Origin of the sequence: Pantoea nemavictus (assembly GCF_037479095.1) — a bacterium.
GTDB lineage: Bacteria > Pseudomonadota > Gammaproteobacteria > Enterobacterales > Enterobacteriaceae > Pantoea > Pantoea nemavictus.
Map to the genome: position 1 here is coordinate 594433 of NZ_JBBGZW010000001.1, position 17038 is coordinate 611470.

15 protein-coding genes are annotated in these 17038 nt (G+C 55.0%); 6 read left to right on the plus strand and 9 right to left on the minus strand.

The window, feature by feature from the left end:
• Window positions 1-62 precede the first annotated feature (62 nt).
• The 3 genes from cdd to sanA all read left to right on the plus strand — a co-directional run bounded on the left by cdd (window position 63) and on the right by sanA (window position 3672).
• Window positions 63-959 (plus strand): cytidine deaminase, encoded by an 897-nt coding sequence (gene cdd, locus WH298_RS02755; protein WP_180822167.1) that lies wholly within the window; start codon window positions 63-65, stop codon window positions 957-959.
• A 160-nt stretch (window positions 960-1119) separates the two neighbouring features.
• Window positions 1120-2817: an NAD-dependent malic enzyme gene (locus tag WH298_RS02760; protein ID WP_007889504.1), complete on the plus strand. Its 1698-nt coding sequence runs from the start codon at window positions 1120-1122 to the stop codon at window positions 2815-2817.
• A 135-nt stretch (window positions 2818-2952) separates the two neighbouring features.
• Complete coding sequence (gene sanA, locus WH298_RS02765) at window positions 2953-3672, plus strand: outer membrane permeability protein SanA (protein WP_007889503.1); 720 nt, start codon at window positions 2953-2955, stop codon at window positions 3670-3672.
• Between the two features lie 41 nt (window positions 3673-3713).
• Here the strand turns inward: sanA and mglC are convergent, their stop codons facing one another.
• The 7 genes from mglC to WH298_RS02800 all read right to left on the minus strand — a co-directional run bounded on the left by mglC (window position 3714) and on the right by WH298_RS02800 (window position 11953).
• Entirely contained in the window at window positions 3714-4724 is a 1011-nt protein-coding gene (gene mglC, locus WH298_RS02770) for a galactose/methyl galactoside ABC transporter permease MglC (RefSeq protein ID WP_007889502.1), read from the minus strand.
• An 18-nt stretch (window positions 4725-4742) separates the two neighbouring features.
• On the minus strand, window positions 4743-6263 hold the full coding sequence (gene mglA, locus WH298_RS02775; RefSeq protein ID WP_007889501.1) for a galactose/methyl galactoside ABC transporter ATP-binding protein MglA: 1521 nt from the start codon (window positions 6261-6263) through the stop codon (window positions 4743-4745).
• 70 nt (window positions 6264-6333) lie between these two features.
• Window positions 6334-7329, minus strand: coding sequence for a galactose/glucose ABC transporter substrate-binding protein MglB (mglB, locus tag WH298_RS02780; RefSeq protein ID WP_007889500.1), 996 nt, complete (start codon window positions 7327-7329; stop codon window positions 6334-6336).
• Window positions 7330-7634: 305 nt separating this feature from the next.
• Complete coding sequence (gene galS, locus WH298_RS02785) at window positions 7635-8675, minus strand: HTH-type transcriptional regulator GalS (protein ID WP_007889499.1); 1041 nt, start codon at window positions 8673-8675, stop codon at window positions 7635-7637.
• Between the two features lie 142 nt (window positions 8676-8817).
• Window positions 8818-9978 carry a DUF418 domain-containing protein YeiB gene (gene yeiB / locus WH298_RS02790; RefSeq protein ID WP_180822168.1) on the minus strand — a complete coding sequence of 387 codons (1161 nt, stop codon included), beginning with the start codon at window positions 9976-9978 and terminating at the stop codon, window positions 8818-8820.
• Window positions 9979-10031: 53 nt separating this feature from the next.
• Window positions 10032-10697 carry a GTP cyclohydrolase I FolE gene (folE, locus tag WH298_RS02795; RefSeq protein WP_049852430.1) on the minus strand — a complete coding sequence of 222 codons (666 nt, stop codon included), beginning with the start codon at window positions 10695-10697 and terminating at the stop codon, window positions 10032-10034.
• Between the two features lie 125 nt (window positions 10698-10822).
• Window positions 10823-11953, minus strand: coding sequence for a YbfB/YjiJ family MFS transporter (locus WH298_RS02800; protein WP_180822169.1), 1131 nt, complete (start codon window positions 11951-11953; stop codon window positions 10823-10825).
• A 99-nt stretch (window positions 11954-12052) separates the two neighbouring features.
• On the opposite strand from WH298_RS02800, the gene ptrR reads away from it, so the two are divergent.
• The 3 genes from ptrR to fghA all read left to right on the plus strand — a co-directional run bounded on the left by ptrR (window position 12053) and on the right by fghA (window position 15011).
• Window positions 12053-12964 carry a putrescine utilization regulator PtrR gene (ptrR, locus tag WH298_RS02805; protein ID WP_007889490.1) on the plus strand — a complete coding sequence of 304 codons (912 nt, stop codon included), beginning with the start codon at window positions 12053-12055 and terminating at the stop codon, window positions 12962-12964.
• Between the two features lie 67 nt (window positions 12965-13031).
• On the plus strand, window positions 13032-14156 hold the full coding sequence (locus tag WH298_RS02810) for an S-(hydroxymethyl)glutathione dehydrogenase/class III alcohol dehydrogenase (RefSeq protein ID WP_007889488.1): 1125 nt from the start codon (window positions 13032-13034) through the stop codon (window positions 14154-14156).
• 12 nt (window positions 14157-14168) lie between these two features.
• The gene (fghA, locus tag WH298_RS02815; protein ID WP_180822170.1) at window positions 14169-15011 is read left to right on the plus strand and encodes an S-formylglutathione hydrolase; all 843 of its coding nucleotides are present in this window, start codon (window positions 14169-14171) and stop codon (window positions 15009-15011) included.
• A 189-nt stretch (window positions 15012-15200) separates the two neighbouring features.
• Here fghA and WH298_RS02820 read toward each other — a convergent pair whose 3' ends face one another.
• Entirely contained in the window at window positions 15201-15986 is a 786-nt protein-coding gene (locus WH298_RS02820) for an ABC transporter ATP-binding protein (protein ID WP_180822171.1), read from the minus strand.
• Window positions 15986-17011: a FecCD family ABC transporter permease gene (locus tag WH298_RS02825; RefSeq protein WP_238344448.1), complete on the minus strand. Its 1026-nt coding sequence runs from the start codon at window positions 17009-17011 to the stop codon at window positions 15986-15988. The genes WH298_RS02820 and WH298_RS02825 overlap by 1 nt, the downstream gene beginning before the upstream one ends.
• Window positions 17012-17038: the final 27 nt, after the last annotated feature.

The following is a 17038-nucleotide window of genomic DNA, read 5'->3' on the forward strand; positions in this document are numbered from 1 at the left end:
GGATCACATATAAAACGTCAGGCGGCGCATCGCCGTTCATGCGTAACTGAGGCCAACACATCATGCATTCACGATTCACTACTGCTTTTTCTGCCCTGCCCGCTGCGCTGCAAGCTGCGATTCAACCGCTGCTGGATGCGCCTGATTTTCATGGCGTATTGCGTCCGCAGGATATCGCGCAACTGAAACAGCTGACCGGTCTGGATGATGATGCCTTGGCGCTGGAACTGCTACCGCTGGCGGCCAGTTGCGCCGTGGCAACCGTGTCTCATTTTAATGTCGGCGCGATTTCGCGTGGCGTTAGCGGCCACTGGTACTTCGGCGCCAACATGGAGTTCCTGCACGCGCCGCTGCAGCAAACGGTGCACGCCGAGCAAAGTGCCATTACGCATGCCTGGCTGCGCGGTGAAGAGAAACTGGCGGCGATTACCGTCAACTACACGCCGTGCGGCCATTGCCGCCAGTTTATGAACGAGCTGAACAGCGGCACGGCGATTCGCATCAGCCTGCCGGGACGCGCCGTTAGCACGCTGGGCGACTATCTGCCGGATGCGTTCGGTCCCGCCGATTTGAACATTACTGAACGTCTGCTGACGCCGGTCAATCACGGTTTTGCTGTGCAGGGTGAGGCGCTGCAGCAGGCGGCGATTGAAGCCGCCAATCACAGTCACGCCCCTTATAGCCTGAGTTACAGCGGCGTAGCGCTGCTGAGCCACAGCGGCAAGACCTTTACCGGCCGCTATGCAGAAAACGCGGCTTTTAACCCAAGCTTGCCGCCGCTGCAGGCTGCGCTGATTCTGATGAACATGAGTAACGAAGCGCTCGATACCATTCAGCAAGCGGTTCTGGCGGAATGTCAGAACAGCACGCTCAGCCAGTTGGATGCCACGCGTGCCACGCTGGCGGCGTTAGGATGTGAGGATTTCTCACTTACTTTAGTTTCGAAAACATCAGTTTAGTGATCCTTTTACCGCTTTTGTGACCTTCTGTTAACAAAAGCTGTACATCTGCAGGAATTTTCATAGGATCGGGCGCCAGAACCTCTTCACTTCAAGATGGACTGGCGTTACCTTTTCCCGGCGATACGTCAGAAAACACTGCAACCGGAGCAAGCACTGCATGGAACTCGACTACGAAAGTAAACGCCCGCTGTATATTCCTTATGCGGGTCCGATCCTGCTGGAATTTCCGCTGTTGAATAAAGGCAGCGCCTTCACCCTCGAAGAACGTAACGAATTTAACCTCAACGGCCTGCTCCCTGAAGCGGTAGAAACCATCGAAGAGCAGGCAGAACGTGCCTGGCGCCAGTTCCTGGATTTCAAAAACAATAACGACAAGCATGTTTACCTGCGCAACATCCAGGATACCAACGAAACCCTGTTCTACCGCCTGCTCGACAATCATCTGGAAGAGATGATGCCAATTATCTACACCCCAACGGTCGGTGCCGCCTGTGAACACTTCTCAGAGATCTACCGTCGCGCGCGCGGCGTATTCATCTCGTATAACAACCGCGACCGCATTGAAGACATGCTGCAGAACGCCACCAAGCAGAATGTAAAAGTGATCGTGGTTACCGATGGCGAGCGTATTCTCGGCCTCGGCGATTTAGGCATCGGCGGCATGGGGATCCCAATCGGTAAGCTGTCTCTGTACACCGCCTGTGGCGGTATCAGCCCCGCTTACACCTTGCCGGTGGTACTGGATGTCGGCACCAATAATCAGCAGCTGCTGAACGATCCGCTCTACATGGGCTGGCGCCATCCGCGCATCACCGGTGAAGAGTACGAAGAGTTTGTGAACGAGTTCATTCAGGCAGTAAACCGCCGCTGGCCGAACGTGCTGTTGCAATTCGAAGACTTCGCACAGAAAAACGCCATGCCGCTGCTGGAGCGCTATCGCGATGAGATCTGCTGCTTTAACGATGACATTCAGGGCACCGCTGCCGTTACCGTCGGTACGTTGATTGCCGCCAGCCGCGCTGCTGGCAGCCGCCTGTGCGAGCAGAAAGTGGTGTTCCTCGGTGCCGGTTCCGCCGGTTGTGGTATCGCCGAGCAGATCATTGCGCAGATGAAGTCTGAAGGTTTAAGCGATGATGAAGCGCGTGGCCGTGTAATGATGGTGGATCGTTTTGGTCTGCTGACGGACAAACTGCCTAATCTGCTCAATTTCCAAAGCAAATTGGTGCAGAAGAGCGAAAACCTCAAAGATTGGGATACCAGCAGCGACTCGATCTCACTGTTGGATGTGGTACGCAATGCCAAGCCCGATATTCTGATCGGCGTGTCAGGTCAGCCTGGCCTGTTCACCGAAGAGATTATCCGTGAGATGCATAAGCACACCAAACGTCCGATCGTGATGCCGCTGTCCAACCCGACGTCACGCGTGGAAGCGACACCAGCCGACATCATCGCCTGGACTGACGGTGCCGCGCTGGTTGCCACCGGCAGCCCGTTCTCACCGGTGAGCTGGAAAGGCAAAACCTATCCAATTGCTCAGTGCAATAACTCCTATATCTTCCCGGGCATCGGTTTAGGTGTGATCGCTTCAGGCGCCAGCCGCGTTACCGATTCAATGCTGATGACCGCGAGCCGCGCGCTGGCCGACTGCTCACCGCTGGCCAACGACGGCGAAGGCCCGGTTCTGCCGGAAATCAAAGATATTCAGGGCGTTTCCAAGCTGATTGCCATTGAAGTGGGCAAAGCTGCACAGCTGGCTGGCGTGGCGGTTGTCACCTCTGAAGATGTCTTATCGAAAGCTGTCAGCAACAACTTCTGGCTGCCGCAATATCGTCACTATCGTCGTACCTCGATTTAAGACGGAACATGCTCGGACCTTGTAGGTCCGAGCATGTTTAAAAAAACGCCGGCCAACTGGCGTTTACTTGCTTCCCCCGCCCGCCTCAAGTAGCCTTTATCCATTCTGAATTCTGCCAACCGAGTGCCCGCGCGCATGATTAAACGCGTTTTCTTTGGTCTGTTTTTCATCATCTTACTGATGGTGGCGACCGCGCTCGGCCTGGATCGCTGGATCAGCTGGAAAACGGCGCCCTTTATTTACGAAGATGTCACCTCGCTGCCGCATCGTCAGGTCGGCGTGGTCTTGGGCACGGCGAAGTACTATCGCACCGGCGTCATCAACCAGTATTACCTCTATCGCATTCAGGGCGCGTTGAACGCCTACAACAGTGGCAAGGTGAATTATCTGCTGCTGAGCGGCGACAATGCACAGCAAAGTTATAACGAACCGATGACCATGCGCCGCGATTTGATTAAAGCGGGCGTCGCGCCGTCGGACATCGTGCTGGATTACGCCGGCTTCCGTACGCTCGATTCGATTGTGCGCACGCGCAAGGTGTTCGATACCAACGATTTCATCATCATTACCCAGCGCTTCCACTGTGAGCGCGCGTTGTATATCGCGCAGCATCTGGGCATTCAGGCGCAGTGTTATGCGGTGCCATCGCCGAAAAACATGCTGTCGGTACGCTTCCGTGAAGTGGGTGCGCGTTTAGGTGCGCTGGCGGATTTGTATTTGATGAAGCGCGAGCCACGCTTCCTCGGCCCATTAGTGCCGATTCCGGCAGTGCATGAAATACCGGAAGATGCGCAGAGTTATCCGGCGGTGACGCCCGAGCAGTTATTAGAACTGGAAGAGAAACTGCAGAAATAAAAAAGGGTCGCATGAAGGCGACCCTTTTTTGATGATGTTTGTTACTTCTTACGCGCGTATTTCAACGAATCCAGTGCCACGGCGAAGATGATGATGCCGCCCTTGATGATGTACTGCCAATAAGGGTTTACGCCGATATAGGTCAGGCCATAGTTGATGACGGTGAAGATGATGACACCGGTCACCACGCCCGCCACAGAACCCACGCCACCGGCAAACGACACGCCGCCGACCACACAGGCTGCAATTGCATCCAGCTCATACATAAAGCCGAGGTTGTTGGTGGCGCTGCCGATACGGCCCGCTTCCAGCATGCCGCCGAACGCATAGAACACGCCAGACAAGGCATACACCAGAATCAGGTTGAACGGTACGTTCACACCAGACACTTTCGCGGCTTCCGGGTTACCACCGATAGCGAAGATGTTTCTGCCGAAGCGGGTTTTATTCCACAGCACCCAGACAAATACGATAGCAATCACGGCGTAGAAGGTGATGAACGACAGTTTGAAATCACCGAAACGCAGGAAGCCTTGGGCAAATTTGGAGAAGCCAGGATCGAAACCAGCAATCGGCGATGCGCCCACAAAGTCGTAATAGAGTGAGTTGATACCGTAAACGATGATCATGGTGCCCAAGGTGGTGATAAATGGCGTTACCTTGAGGTAAGCAATAATCACGCCGTTCACCAGACCAATCACACCGCCGATGATGCACACGGTCAGGATAACTACTGGAATGGGTACGGTATCCAGATGCGGGAACACCTTGTTAGCGTTATCCATCGCCTGCAGCAGCGTCGCCGCAACCACCGCGGCCAAGCCCACCTGACGACCGGCCGACAGGTCAGTACCCTGGGTGACAATTAATCCGGCCACACCCAGCGCGATAATAATACGCACCGAGGATTGGGTCAGAATGTTACTCAGGTTCATTAAACTTAAAAACGTCGGATCCTGGAAAATAATAATTGCCAGCAGTACAAACAGGACAACGTAAATGCCGCCCTCTTTTAACCAGGTTAGCGCATTCTTTTTAGTAGTCGCTTTCATGTTAAAGCCCTTGCTTCATTAAAGGTGTAATGACGCTAAACGCAGGATTTCATTCTGCGAGGTCGTTTTGGTATCAACAATGCCCGCTACCTGGCCATTACTCATCACTAGAATACGATCGGTAATACCCAACAGCTCTGGCATTTCAGAAGAGATAATAATGATGCCCTTCTCTTTCTTCGCCAACTCAGCAATAAGTTGGTAAATTTCGAACTTCGCGCCCACATCAATCCCGCGCGTCGGTTCATCAAGCATCAATATTTCCGGCTGCGTTAATAACCAACGACCAATAATGACCTTCTGTTGGTTACCACCGGAAAGCGAACCTATTTGCGTATGATGACCGGGCGTTTTCACGCGCATCGAATCAATTACCCACTGGGTATCGCTCTTCATGCGTTTATTATCGAGCAGGCCCATGCTGGATTTATACTTTTTAATATTGGAGATAAGCGAGTTAAAGCCAATATCCAAATAAGCATAAATACCGGTGGATCGACGCTCTTCTGTCACCAGCGCAAAGCCATGGTTTATCGCTTCGTTGGCGCTGTGGTTATTAATGCTCTTGCCGTGCAATTTAATGGTGCCGCCTGACTTCTCGCGAATACCAAACAGCGTTTCGACGATGTCAGTACGCTTGGCGCCTACCAGGCCGGCAATACCCAGAATCTCCCCTTTATGCAGATCAAAAGAGATATCGCGAATCGATGGCTGACGCAGTGAGGTTAAGTGACGCACCTCAAGAATCACTTCACCCGGCACGTTAGTTTTATCCGGGAAACGCTGGTTCAATGAACGACCAACCATCATCGAGATGATTTTGTCCATATCCAACCCTTCCAGCGGCTGGGTGGCGATCCACTGTCCATCACGCAAAATGGTGATCTCATCGCACAGCTGGAAAATCTCCTCCATCTTATGCGAGATATACACAATGCCGCAGCCACGATCTTTCAGCTTACGGATAATGGTAAACAGGTGATTAACTTCTTTTTCGGTCAGCGACGAGGTTGGCTCATCCATAATGACAATTTTCGCGTCATAGGAGAAAGCCTTGGCAATTTCAATCATCTGCATTTGCGAAACAGACAAGGTCGCCACTTTATCGCGCGGATCGATATCAATATCTAATTCATCAAAGATCGCTTTAGTATCGCGATACATTTTATCCTGATCGACAAATACGCCTTTACGCGGATAACGGCCAAGCCACATGTTATCCATTACGTTGCGCTGCAGAACCAGGTTTAATTCCTGATGCACCATCGACACGCCATTTTCCAGCGCCTCTTTGGAGCTCTTATAATCAATTTCCTCACCCTGAAACAGGATGCTCCCCGTATCCTTTTTATAAATCCCAAACAGACATTTTAATAATGTAGATTTCCCGGCGCCGTTTTCTCCCATTAATGCATGGACGGAGTGCGGCCGCACTTTTAAATTCACATTATCTAAGGCTTTAACCCCTGGAAATGATTTCGAGACATTCGTCATCTCCAGCAGATATTCACGCTGTGTGGTCGGATTCTCACTGGCCATAATTTACCTGGCTAAATAAAGCGTTGGTCAGATGCAATAAGGCGCGGCGAAGTGCCGCGCCCAGGATGAATTACTTCACGAACTGCGACAGATTTTCTTTATCTACTGGTACGTAAGGGACACGTACGATTTTGTTGTCCATCTTGAAGTTAGTACCTGCAGTTGGCTCTTTGCCATCCGCCAGGTTTTTCGCGATATCCAGCGTGGCTTTCGCCTGGTTTTCCGCATCGTTCAACACGGTACCCGCCAGTGCGCCCGATTTCACCAGCGCCAGTGCTTCTGGCAGTGCATCGACGCCAAACACCGGAATGCTGGTTTTGTTGTGCGCTTTCAGCGCTTCAACCGCACCCATCGCCATCGCATCGTTGTTGGCGATGATCACTTCAATTTTGTTGGCATTCGGGCCTGAGAGCCAGGCGTCAACTTTGTCTTTAGCCTGAGCGGTATCCCACATTGCGGTATCCATCGCCAGCTGCTGCGTTTTCAGACCGTCTTTGTTCAGGGTATCGATCACGTATTTAGTACGCGCTTCGGCATCCGGATGGCCCGGCTCACCTTTCAGCAGCACGAACTGAATCTGGCCATCTTTGTTCAGATCCCAGGCCGGCGTCGCTTTCCAGTGCTTCTCAATCAGCTGACCCTGGATAATGCCCGACTCTTTAGAATCGGTACCGACGTAATAGGCTTTCGGGTAGCTTGCCAGTACTTTCGCGTTCGGCTCTTTGTTGAAGAACACCACTGGCACGTCATTGCCACGCGCTTTATCAATGACAACGGCCGCAGCAGCCGGGTCCACCAGGTTAATCGCCAGCGCTTTCACGCCTTTCGCCATCAACACGTCGATCTGGTCATTCTGCTTAGACTGGTCATTCTGCGAGTCATTCATCAGCAGCTGAATGCCGCCCAATGATTTCGCCTCTTTCTCAATGTCCTTACGCACCATCGACATGAAGTTGTCGTCGTATTTATAAATCGTCACGCCAATGCGGGTATCGGCGGCGTGCGCAGTTGCACCAAACATCATGCTGGCAACCAGTGCTGTGAGCGTGAAAACCTTCTTATTCATGGTATCTCCGGTTTTTTATGTAGGGCATTTCATTGCGCCGTATTGCCTGTAGCAACCAGCGCCGTCGGTTTTAACTTGAATCCATGGGGCGGACGCGTAACGCAAAGCCGGGCCACCATCGCCATCCTGACTTCCCTGTAGGTAAACGCTTCCTGAAGAGTGTTGTGAACTATTTCAATCGGCTACTGAAACCTGCTGGCAGAAGGATTGACCAGCGTTACATGATGTTTCAGTCCGGTAAGACGCTGCCATCATAGTGAGCAGCATGTTAATTAACTGTGAATGCAATCACAGATTGGAAACGGTTACACAGGGCTATCGCCTGAATTAGTGACCGACTCCACAATTTGCCGCTGGGCCACCGAATGACGACGTACCAGCGTCGGCATAAAGCAGTGCGTCGCCAGCTCATCTAACTCGCCGGCCGCACCTTTTAGCGCCAATTCTGTCGCTAATTTCGCCATAGAAACAATAGGATAGCGAACCGTGGTTAATTGAGGATCGGTGTAACGTGAGATAGGGATATCGTCAAAACCTATCACCGAGAAATGCTGTGGTACCTGAATGCCATTGTCCTTTAAAGCCGTCAATGCGCCCGCTGCCATGCCGTCATTGTAGGAAAACACCGCTGTTAAATGTAAGTTACGGCCAAGCAGTTCCACCATCGCTGCTTCGCCGCCTTGCATATCGGGTTCAGCATGCGCAATCCACGACTCCTGCGGGCGAATCCCCTGCTCTGCCAAGGCTTGCAGCCAACCTTCGCGTCGTTGCGTGACATCTTCAATCGGATGGCTAGAGCTGAGAAAACCAATGCGCTGATGACCAAGATGTAACAACATGCGCGTCGCTACCTGTGCGCCGGTGACGTTATCAAGGCAGACACAACGATGCTCATAACCCGGAATTGTGCGGTTAATCAGGACCATACCAGGAACGTGATCCATAAATTGGATTAACTCTGCGTCTGAAAGCGTTTTCGCGTGCACCACCAACGCATTGCAGCGTTGACGTATCAGCACCTCAATTGCGTGACGCTCTTTCTCTTCCTGGTGCCAGGAGTTGCTGATTAACACGTGTTTGTGCACGCGCTGTGCCACGGTATCCACCGCTTTTACTAACGCGCCAAAGAAGGGGTCGGAAACATCCATCACTACCACACCGATGGTGTCACTGATTTGCGTAGCCAGCGCCTGCGCATTGGCATTTGGGCGATAGCCTAACGCGTCAACCGCTGCCAGCACGGCTTCACGGGTATCGGCGGTGACTGCACTGCTGTTATTGAGCACACGCGACACAGTGGCTACTGACACACCGGCCTGACGGGCGACATCACGAATCGTTATCATGCAGCTGTTCCACAGAGGCTGAAAATGCGCGACGAGCGCGTAACGGCGCTATTTTGTCAGGGCATGTGGCACGGCTGCGTGAATCACGTCACATCAATGAAAACGGTTACATACAATTCTGCAACCTTTGTGATGAACATCATTATCTGATGGAAGATGAGGGGGTTGCTTTGCCGGCAGCCAGACGCGTCAGTTTGCGCCACATCCACTCCATGGGGCCTTGCGGGAAGTAGCGCAGCCACAGCACGGAAAACAGGATATTGATCAGCCAGATAACCGGTACAAAGGCCAGCAGATGCAGGCGGTCGAACTTGAGGAACAGATCGAAGCGGTAGAAAAGCGTGGTGCAAATCAGGGTCTGTAACAGGTAATTGCTCAATGCCATGCGGCCAACGCATTGAATCGCGTAGCTGATACGCGTTGCCGCAATTTGCGGCCAGAAACCAAGACAAAGTGCGGCATAGCCCAGGCTGATAAATGGACTGGCGAGATCGCGCGGCACCTGCAGGAAGAAGCCGGTCCAGCGGAATTCCCAACCAATGATCCACTGGGCGGCAATGCCGGGAATGGCGATCAACCAGCCAATGGTCAGCAGCAGCGCCGCCGAGCGGCGATAGTGTTGCACACTAAAATGCCCGCTGAGCCAGCCGCTGCGCATCAACGCCGCGCCAATCAGCATTAAGCCCGCCAGCTGCCAGCCATATTGTGACGCCAGCGCCATCAGGCCCGATGACAAATGATCAAGCCGATTCTGCACCGCTTCCCAGCCCCCAAGCAGTTTCCAGTAGCTTTCGTATTGCAAATCCGCCGCGCCCGGCAGCCAGGAACGCGTCGGATTTGGGCTAGAAATCGCGCCAAATACCAGCAGCACCGCGCAGCCGACCAAATAGAGTAATGCGCCGGTTTGTAACAACGCGCGGTCGGACGGCACATCGCGCAGCATGCGCCAGATAATTAGCCCAATCAGGCCATAATCCAGCAGGATGTCGCCTTCCCAGAAAAATAGGCCGTGAATGAAACCGAGCAGTACCAGCAGCGTGAGGCGCGCCGACATCCAGCGGCTGCCGCGCGGTGCTTGCATATACAGCCCGGCACCAAACAACAAAGCAAATAGCGTGAGGAATTTGAGCTGCGCCAGGCCATCCATGATCGCCCATGTCCAGGCATCGGCGAGCGAAACCTCTCCTTGCCACGCGGGATTAAGATAGGCCGCGGCCGGCAACGCAAAGCCGACAATGTTCAGCAGTAAGATGCCGAGAATGGCGCAACCACGAATGAAATCCAGCGCGAGATAGCGTTGCATCGAGTGCCCTGCAGCAGTGAGGAGAGCGGGCGACAAGCCGTCGCCCAAAATGATTAGCTGTGGCGAACCGCGCGCAGGAACTCCTGACGCGTGTTCTGGCTGGATTTGAACAAACCACCCAGCGAAGTGGTGGTGGTCGCGCTGGTGGCATCTTTCACGCCACGCGCTTTCACGCAGTAATGCACCGCATCAATTGATACCGCGACGTTATTGGTGCCGAGCAGCGTTTGCAGCGCCACCAGCACTTGCTGCGTCAGGCGCTCTTGTACCTGCGGGCGTTGGGCAAAGAACTGCACGATGCGGTTGATTTTCGACAGGCCAATCACTTTCTCTTTCGGGATATAAGCCACGGTCGCTTTGCCATCGATAATCACAAAGTGATGTTCGCAGGTGCTGGTCAACGTGATATCGCGCACGGTTACCATCTCATCAACCTTCATCTTGTTTTCAATGACGGTGATTTTTGGGAAGTTGGCGTAATCAAGACCTGAGAAGATTTCATCGACATACATCTTGGCGATGCGATGCGGCGTCTCCATCAGGCTGTCATCTTCCAGGTCCAGATTTAGCAGCTGCATAATTTGGGTCATGTGACCGGCGATTTCACGTTTACGCGCGGCGTCATCCATCTCACGCACCGGGGCGCGTAATGGCGTTTCCAGACCACGCGCCAACAGCGCTTCGTGAACCAGGGCGGCTTCCTGACTTAAGGTACTCATCTTGACTCTTCTCCGGCAGGTGATGCGCCCGCGGGTCTTCGCCCACGGGGGAAATTCTGAGCGCGTATTGTGAAATACTCCGCGCCCTTAATCCAGCAATCATTCCGATAGAAGATGAAAGCTTTTCATCGCCCGTGGCGACGTAAAACCAGCATCCCGGCAAGGATCAAGCTGACGCCAGCCACCCACAGCGCGGGTTCCAGTCGATGCCACAGCAAGCTGGAGATCCACGACAGCAGCGGACCACCCAACTGCCCTACCGCATAACCGGTGGTTAGCAATCCGGCTAAATAACGCGCATGCTGCGGCGCCAGTTCACGGCCATATTGCAGCGCCAGCTGCACTACACACAGGAAGCCACCACCGATCAATGCGGCGCCAAGCATCAAGCCATTTAAGCCTGGCAGGACAATCGCGGCGATAACGCCCAGCGCCTGCGCCCATAACACGATGGCAAGACGCCGATGGCTGCTGCCCCAATGGCGCGTCAGGATGCCCAACACAATGCCGATGACTGCCGCGCCGCCAAACACCGGCCAGACAAATTGCGCAAACGCGCTGTCAGGGAAACGCGCCGCCGCCATTTGCGACAGAAAAGTGGCGGGCAGAATGTAACCGAAGCCGGCCAGACTGTAGCTCAACACCAATCGCTTAAGATCGCCATTTAGCACCAGCGGCGCAGCGGCTTGATCGGGCCGATGCAGTTGACCGCTGCGCGGCAGAAAGCGCGCAATGGCTGCAATTAATATCAACGCCAGCACACCATAAGCCGCCCAGGCAAACGCCGCGCTGACGCCGCTGGCGTGCAGGACCACGGCCAGCATGCCGCTGATGAAAATCCCGGTGCCCGGACCGGCAAATACCGCCGCCAGCATTCCCGGACGTCCGTGATGGTGCAGTTGATCGCTGGCCCAGGCCGCCAGCAATACCATTGCCCAGCCGCTAGCCCAGCCGATCAGGAAGCGAATCAGGCCATGCAGCCATGGTCCGCTGACGCACGCCGACAGCAGCGTTAATACCACCGCGCCCCACACGCCCGCCTGCAAACGCCACTCCACGCGATGACGCGCACGCATTGCATCAAAGGATCCAAACAGATAACCCAGATAGTTGAGTGCCGCTACCAGGCTGGCGCTGGAAAGCGTCAGCTGATGGTCATGAATCATCAATGGAACCTGCGGCGTGAAAGCAAATCGCCCAATCCCCATCGCAACCACTAAACTTAAGAACGCGCTGAGCGCAACTCGAAACGCCATACCGACCTCAGGATGTTTTATCACTTGTCACTAGCATGCATGACGTTTAAACTCACGGAAAGTGAATAATACTAACCAAGTTGTTTACGAGAAGAGAATATGGACTTAGTACAGCTCCGCATGTTTTGCTCCGTGGCCGAATCCGGTTCGCTGGCCCGTGCCGCCGAGCAGCTCCATCGCGTACCTTCCAATCTCACCACGCGTCTACGCCAGCTGGAAGATGAAATTGGCGTGGATTTGTTTATTCGTGAGAAGCAACGCATCCGCCTGTCGCCGATGGGACATAATTTTCTTAACTATGCGCAGCGCATCCTGGCGCTGAGCGATGAAGCGCTGAATATGGCACGCGCCGGAGAACCCGGCGGCAACTTCGCGCTCGGTTCGATGGAGAGCACCGCGGCGACGCGTTTGCCGGCGCTGCTGGCAGCGTATCACCAGCGCTTTCCGGCGGTTGAGCTCTCGCTGATCACCAACACCTCCGGTGAGATCATCGATAAAGTACGTGAAGGCACGCTGGCTGCGGCATTGGTGGACGGCCCGGTGGCGCACGACGATCTCAACGGCTGCATTGCCTTTAATGAGCAGATGGTGCTGATTACCAGTCCGGAACATGCGCCGATTGCCAGCGCGCGCGATGTGCAGGGCGATACATTGTTTGCGTTCCGCAACAGCTGCTCCTACCGCACCAAGCTGGAAGCCTGGTATCGCGAGAGCCAAACCGCGCCGAGCAGCGTAATGGAGATTCAGTCCTATCACGCGATGGTGGCCTGCGTCGCGGGTGGCGCGGGCGTGGCGATGATTCCCGCCTCAGTGTTGGCGCAGATGCCAGCCCGTGCGCGCGTCCAGGAGCATGCGTTACCGCCCGCCTACCGCGACACCGCCACCTGGCTAATGTGGCGACGCGATGCGTTTACGCCCAACGTGGAAGCGCTGAAGTATTTGATTATTGAGTTATTTGACGACCGCCCGGTTAACGACGAACTGCGGCATCCGCTGCACGTTACTGAGTGAGTTTCTTTGTTATCGACATCACGACCATCGGGGCCACTTACCCCGTATCTACAGGAAGAGGGATTGCATGAACATGATTAAAACTCGCGCCGCCGTTGCCTGGGCAGCTGGCGAACCGCTGAAAATCGAAGAAGTGGATCTGATGCCGCCGCAGAAAGGTGAAGTGCTGGTGCGCATTGTGGCAACCGGCGTGTGCCATACCGATGCTTACACCTTGTCTGGACAAGATCCTGAAGGCGTATTCCCGGCGATCCTCGGCCATGAAGGCGGCGGCGTAGTAGAAGCCGTCGGCGAAGGCGTCACCAGCGTGGCCGTCGGCGATCACGTGATTCCGCTTTACACGCCAGAGTGCGGCAAGTGTAAGTTCTGTCTCTCCGGTAAAACCAACCTGTGCCAGGCGATTCGCGCCACTCAGGGCAAAGGTTTAATGCCAGACGGTACCACCCGTTTCTTCAAAGATGGCAAGCCGATTTTCCACTATATGGGCACTTCAACCTTCTCTGAATACACCGTCGTTCCGGAAATCTCACTGGCGGTGATCAGCAAAGAAGCCCCGCTGGAAGAAGTGTGCCTGCTGGGCTGCGGCGTCACTACCGGCATGGGCGCGGTGATGAACACCGCTAAAGTTAAAGAGGGCGACACCGTGGCGATCTTTGGCCTCGGCGGCATCGGTTTGTCAGCCATCATTGGCGCGAAAATGGCGAAAGCGGGCCGCATCATCGGTATCGATCTCAACACCAGCAAATTCGATCTGGCGCGCAAACTGGGCGCAACCGATCTGATCAACCCGAAAGATCACGACAAGCCGATTCAGGATGTGATCGTTGAGCTGACCGACGGCGGTGTCGATTTCTCCTTCGAATGCATCGGTAACGTCAACGTGATGCGTTCGGCGCTGGAGTGCTGCCACAAAGGTTGGGGCGAATCGGTGATTATCGGCGTAGCGGGCGCGGGCCAGGAGATCTCTACCCGTCCGTTCCAGCTGGTGACCGGTCGCGTATGGCGTGGTTCCGCATTTGGTGGCGTAAAAGGCCGCTCGCAGTTGCCGGGTATCGTGCAGGATTACCTTGACGGTAAGTTTGCGTTGAACGATTTCATCACCCACAACCTGCCGCTGGAAGAGATTAACGACGCCTTTGATCTGATGCATGAAGGGAAATCGATCCGTACGGTAGTGCACTTTAGCAAGTAATCAGGAGACATTATGGCTTCCACTTTGGAGCTGTTAGAAGAGCATCGCATCTTTGGCGGTTGGCAGCAGCGCTGGCGTCATCAGTCGGAGGTGTTGAATTGCCCAATGACTTTCAGCATTTTTCTGCCGCCGCCGCAGAGTGACGCGCCGCCACCGGTGGTGTGGTTCCTCGCCGGGCTGACCTGCAGTGATGAGAACTTCACTACCAAAGCGGGTGCGCAGCGTGTGGCCGCGGAGTTGGGTTTAGTGCTGATCATGCCCGATACCAGCCCGCGCGGTGACGATGTAGCGAACGACAGCGGCTACGATCTCGGTCAGGGTGCCGGTTTTTACCTCAATGCGACGCAGCAGCCTTGGGCAGCGAACTTCCGCATGTTCGATTACCTCAGCGCGGAGTTGCCAGCGCTGATGGCGGATAACTTTAAGCTGAGCGATCGTCAATCGGTGATGGGACATTCGATGGGCGGACACGGTGCGCTGGTGCTGGCACTGCGTCTCGGCGGACGTTTTGCTTCGGCTTCGGCATTTGCGCCAATCGTCAATCCCACTGAAGTGCCGTGGGGACAGAAAGCCTTTAGCGCTTATTTGGGCGAGGACCGTCAGACGTGGCGTGAATGGGATAGCTGCCTGTTGATGCGTGAGGCAGAGCAGCGCTTGCCGATTCTGATTGATCAAGGGGATAGCGATCAGTTCCTCGCCGATCAGCTGCGTCCGGAACGGCTGGAAGCGGTGGCGCATGAGCAAGGCTTCCCGCTGGAGTTACGTATTCAGCCGGGCTATGACCACAGCTACTTCTTTATCGCCAGCTTCGTTGAGGATCATCTGCGTTTTCACGCGAAGCATTTGTTGGTGTGATTGTGCTGGCTGTTTTTAGATTGTGCTGGCTGTCCCCCATCCCGGCCTTCCCCCGCGAGCGGGGGAAGGAGACGCTGCCACATGCAGCTTCCAAACTCACATTTAGCAGCATCTTCCTCCCCCATTTATGGGGGAGGAACGAGGAGGGGGACAGCGTGCAGTTTGTGAGGGGGACAGCGAGCACCTTACTTAAATCAGCGTCTCCGCCAGTCCATCAATCATCACCTGCGGCATGCCGCGCGAACAGTGCTCAATACGGCCCCGCACGCCATACACCTGCGCCAGCGTCTCCGGCGTAATCACCTGCGACGGTTCGCCGTCAGCCAGCAGATTGCCGTCTTTCAACATCAGCGCATGGTCAGCATGACGCAGTGCGATGTTGATATCATGCACCACCACCACCGTTACAATATTGCGTAAGCGGGTTTCGCGGCGCACCAAATCCATCACGTGGAATTGGTAGTTGAGATCGAGCGCACTCAGCGGCTCATCCAACAGCAGCAGCTCGGGACGGCGAATCAGCGATTGCGCCAGGCCGACTAACTGCTTCTGCCCGCCCGATAGCTGATCAAGATAGCGCATGGCCAGATGAGCAATGCCAAGCTGCTCCAGCAGATGCATAATCTCCGCTTCGCTTGAGGCATTATGCAACCCCCCGGACGCACGCTGCGCCACGATTATTGACTCCAGCACGTGCAGATGCACGCCAGCCGGCAAGCTTTGCGGCAGATACACCACGCGCTGCGCCCGGCGGGCAAACGGCTGGCTCATCAGTTCTTCACCGTTTAGCCACAACTCGCCCTGCCCTTTACTCAAACCGGCCAGCGCGCGCAGCAGCGTTGATTTGCCGCAGCCGTTGGGTCCGAGCAGCACCGTAATTTTACCGCGCGGCAGTTCCGGCACGTTGAGATCTTCAATCACCTTACGCTTCGGGTAACCGGCACAGAAATGGCTAAGACGTAATCCCTGCTCCATTACACCGTCCCCCGATGACGCAGAATAATACTGAGGAAGAACGGCACGCCAACCAGCGATGTGACGATCCCCACCGGAATGATCACGCCTGGAATCAGGTTTTTCGATGCAACGGACGCCAGGGACAGCACCAGCGCGCCGACCAGCGCACTGGCTGGCAGATAATAGCGGTGATCTTCACCAAACATCATGCGCGCAATATGCGGTGCGACCAGACCGATAAAGCCAATCGGCCCAACGAACGCCACCGCCAGCGCGGAGAGAATACTGATGCGCAGCAGCGTCGCCAGACGCAGACGTTTCACGTCAATGCCAAAGCTCACCGCGCGATCTTCGCCGAGGCGCAGCGCGGTCAGCTTCCAGCTGCTGAGCATCGAGAACGGAATCAGGATGGCAAAGGCGGCGGTCAATACGCCAAGCTTTTCCCACGAGGCACGCGCCAGGCTGCCCATGGTCCAGAACACTAAGCCTTGCAAGGTGTCTTCACTGGCGATGAACTGCATCATCGATACCAATGCGTTGAAGGTGAACACCAGCGCAATACCAAACAGCACCACGCCAGAAGTTGAGACTTTGGTCCAGCGCGTCACGCCATCCAGCATCAGCGCGGCAAACAGCGCGAACACAAAGGCGTTAGCTGAGATAAACCACTGATCGGGGACGCCAGGAATACCAATGCCGAGGATGATGGCCAATGCGGCGCCAAAGGCGGCGGCTGACGAGACGCCAAGCGTAAACGGGCTGGCGAGCGGGTTATTGAGGATGGTTTGCATCTCAGCACCGGCCAGGCCAAGCGAGAAGCCCACCACTACCGCCATCAACGCATAGGGCAAGCGGATGTCCCAGACAATCACGCGCGTGCCGGCATCAACCGCATCGGGATGTGTCAGCGTTTGCCATAAGGTATCGAGAGAGAGGCCAGCCGGGCCGAGAGTGAAATCAAGAATGACCGATGCCAGTATCGCGAGCACCAGCACGCCAATCAACAGCAGTCGCTGGCGCAGCACCTGACGATAACGCGTCATGGTATCGGTTTCGAGGCCGTTTTCCGC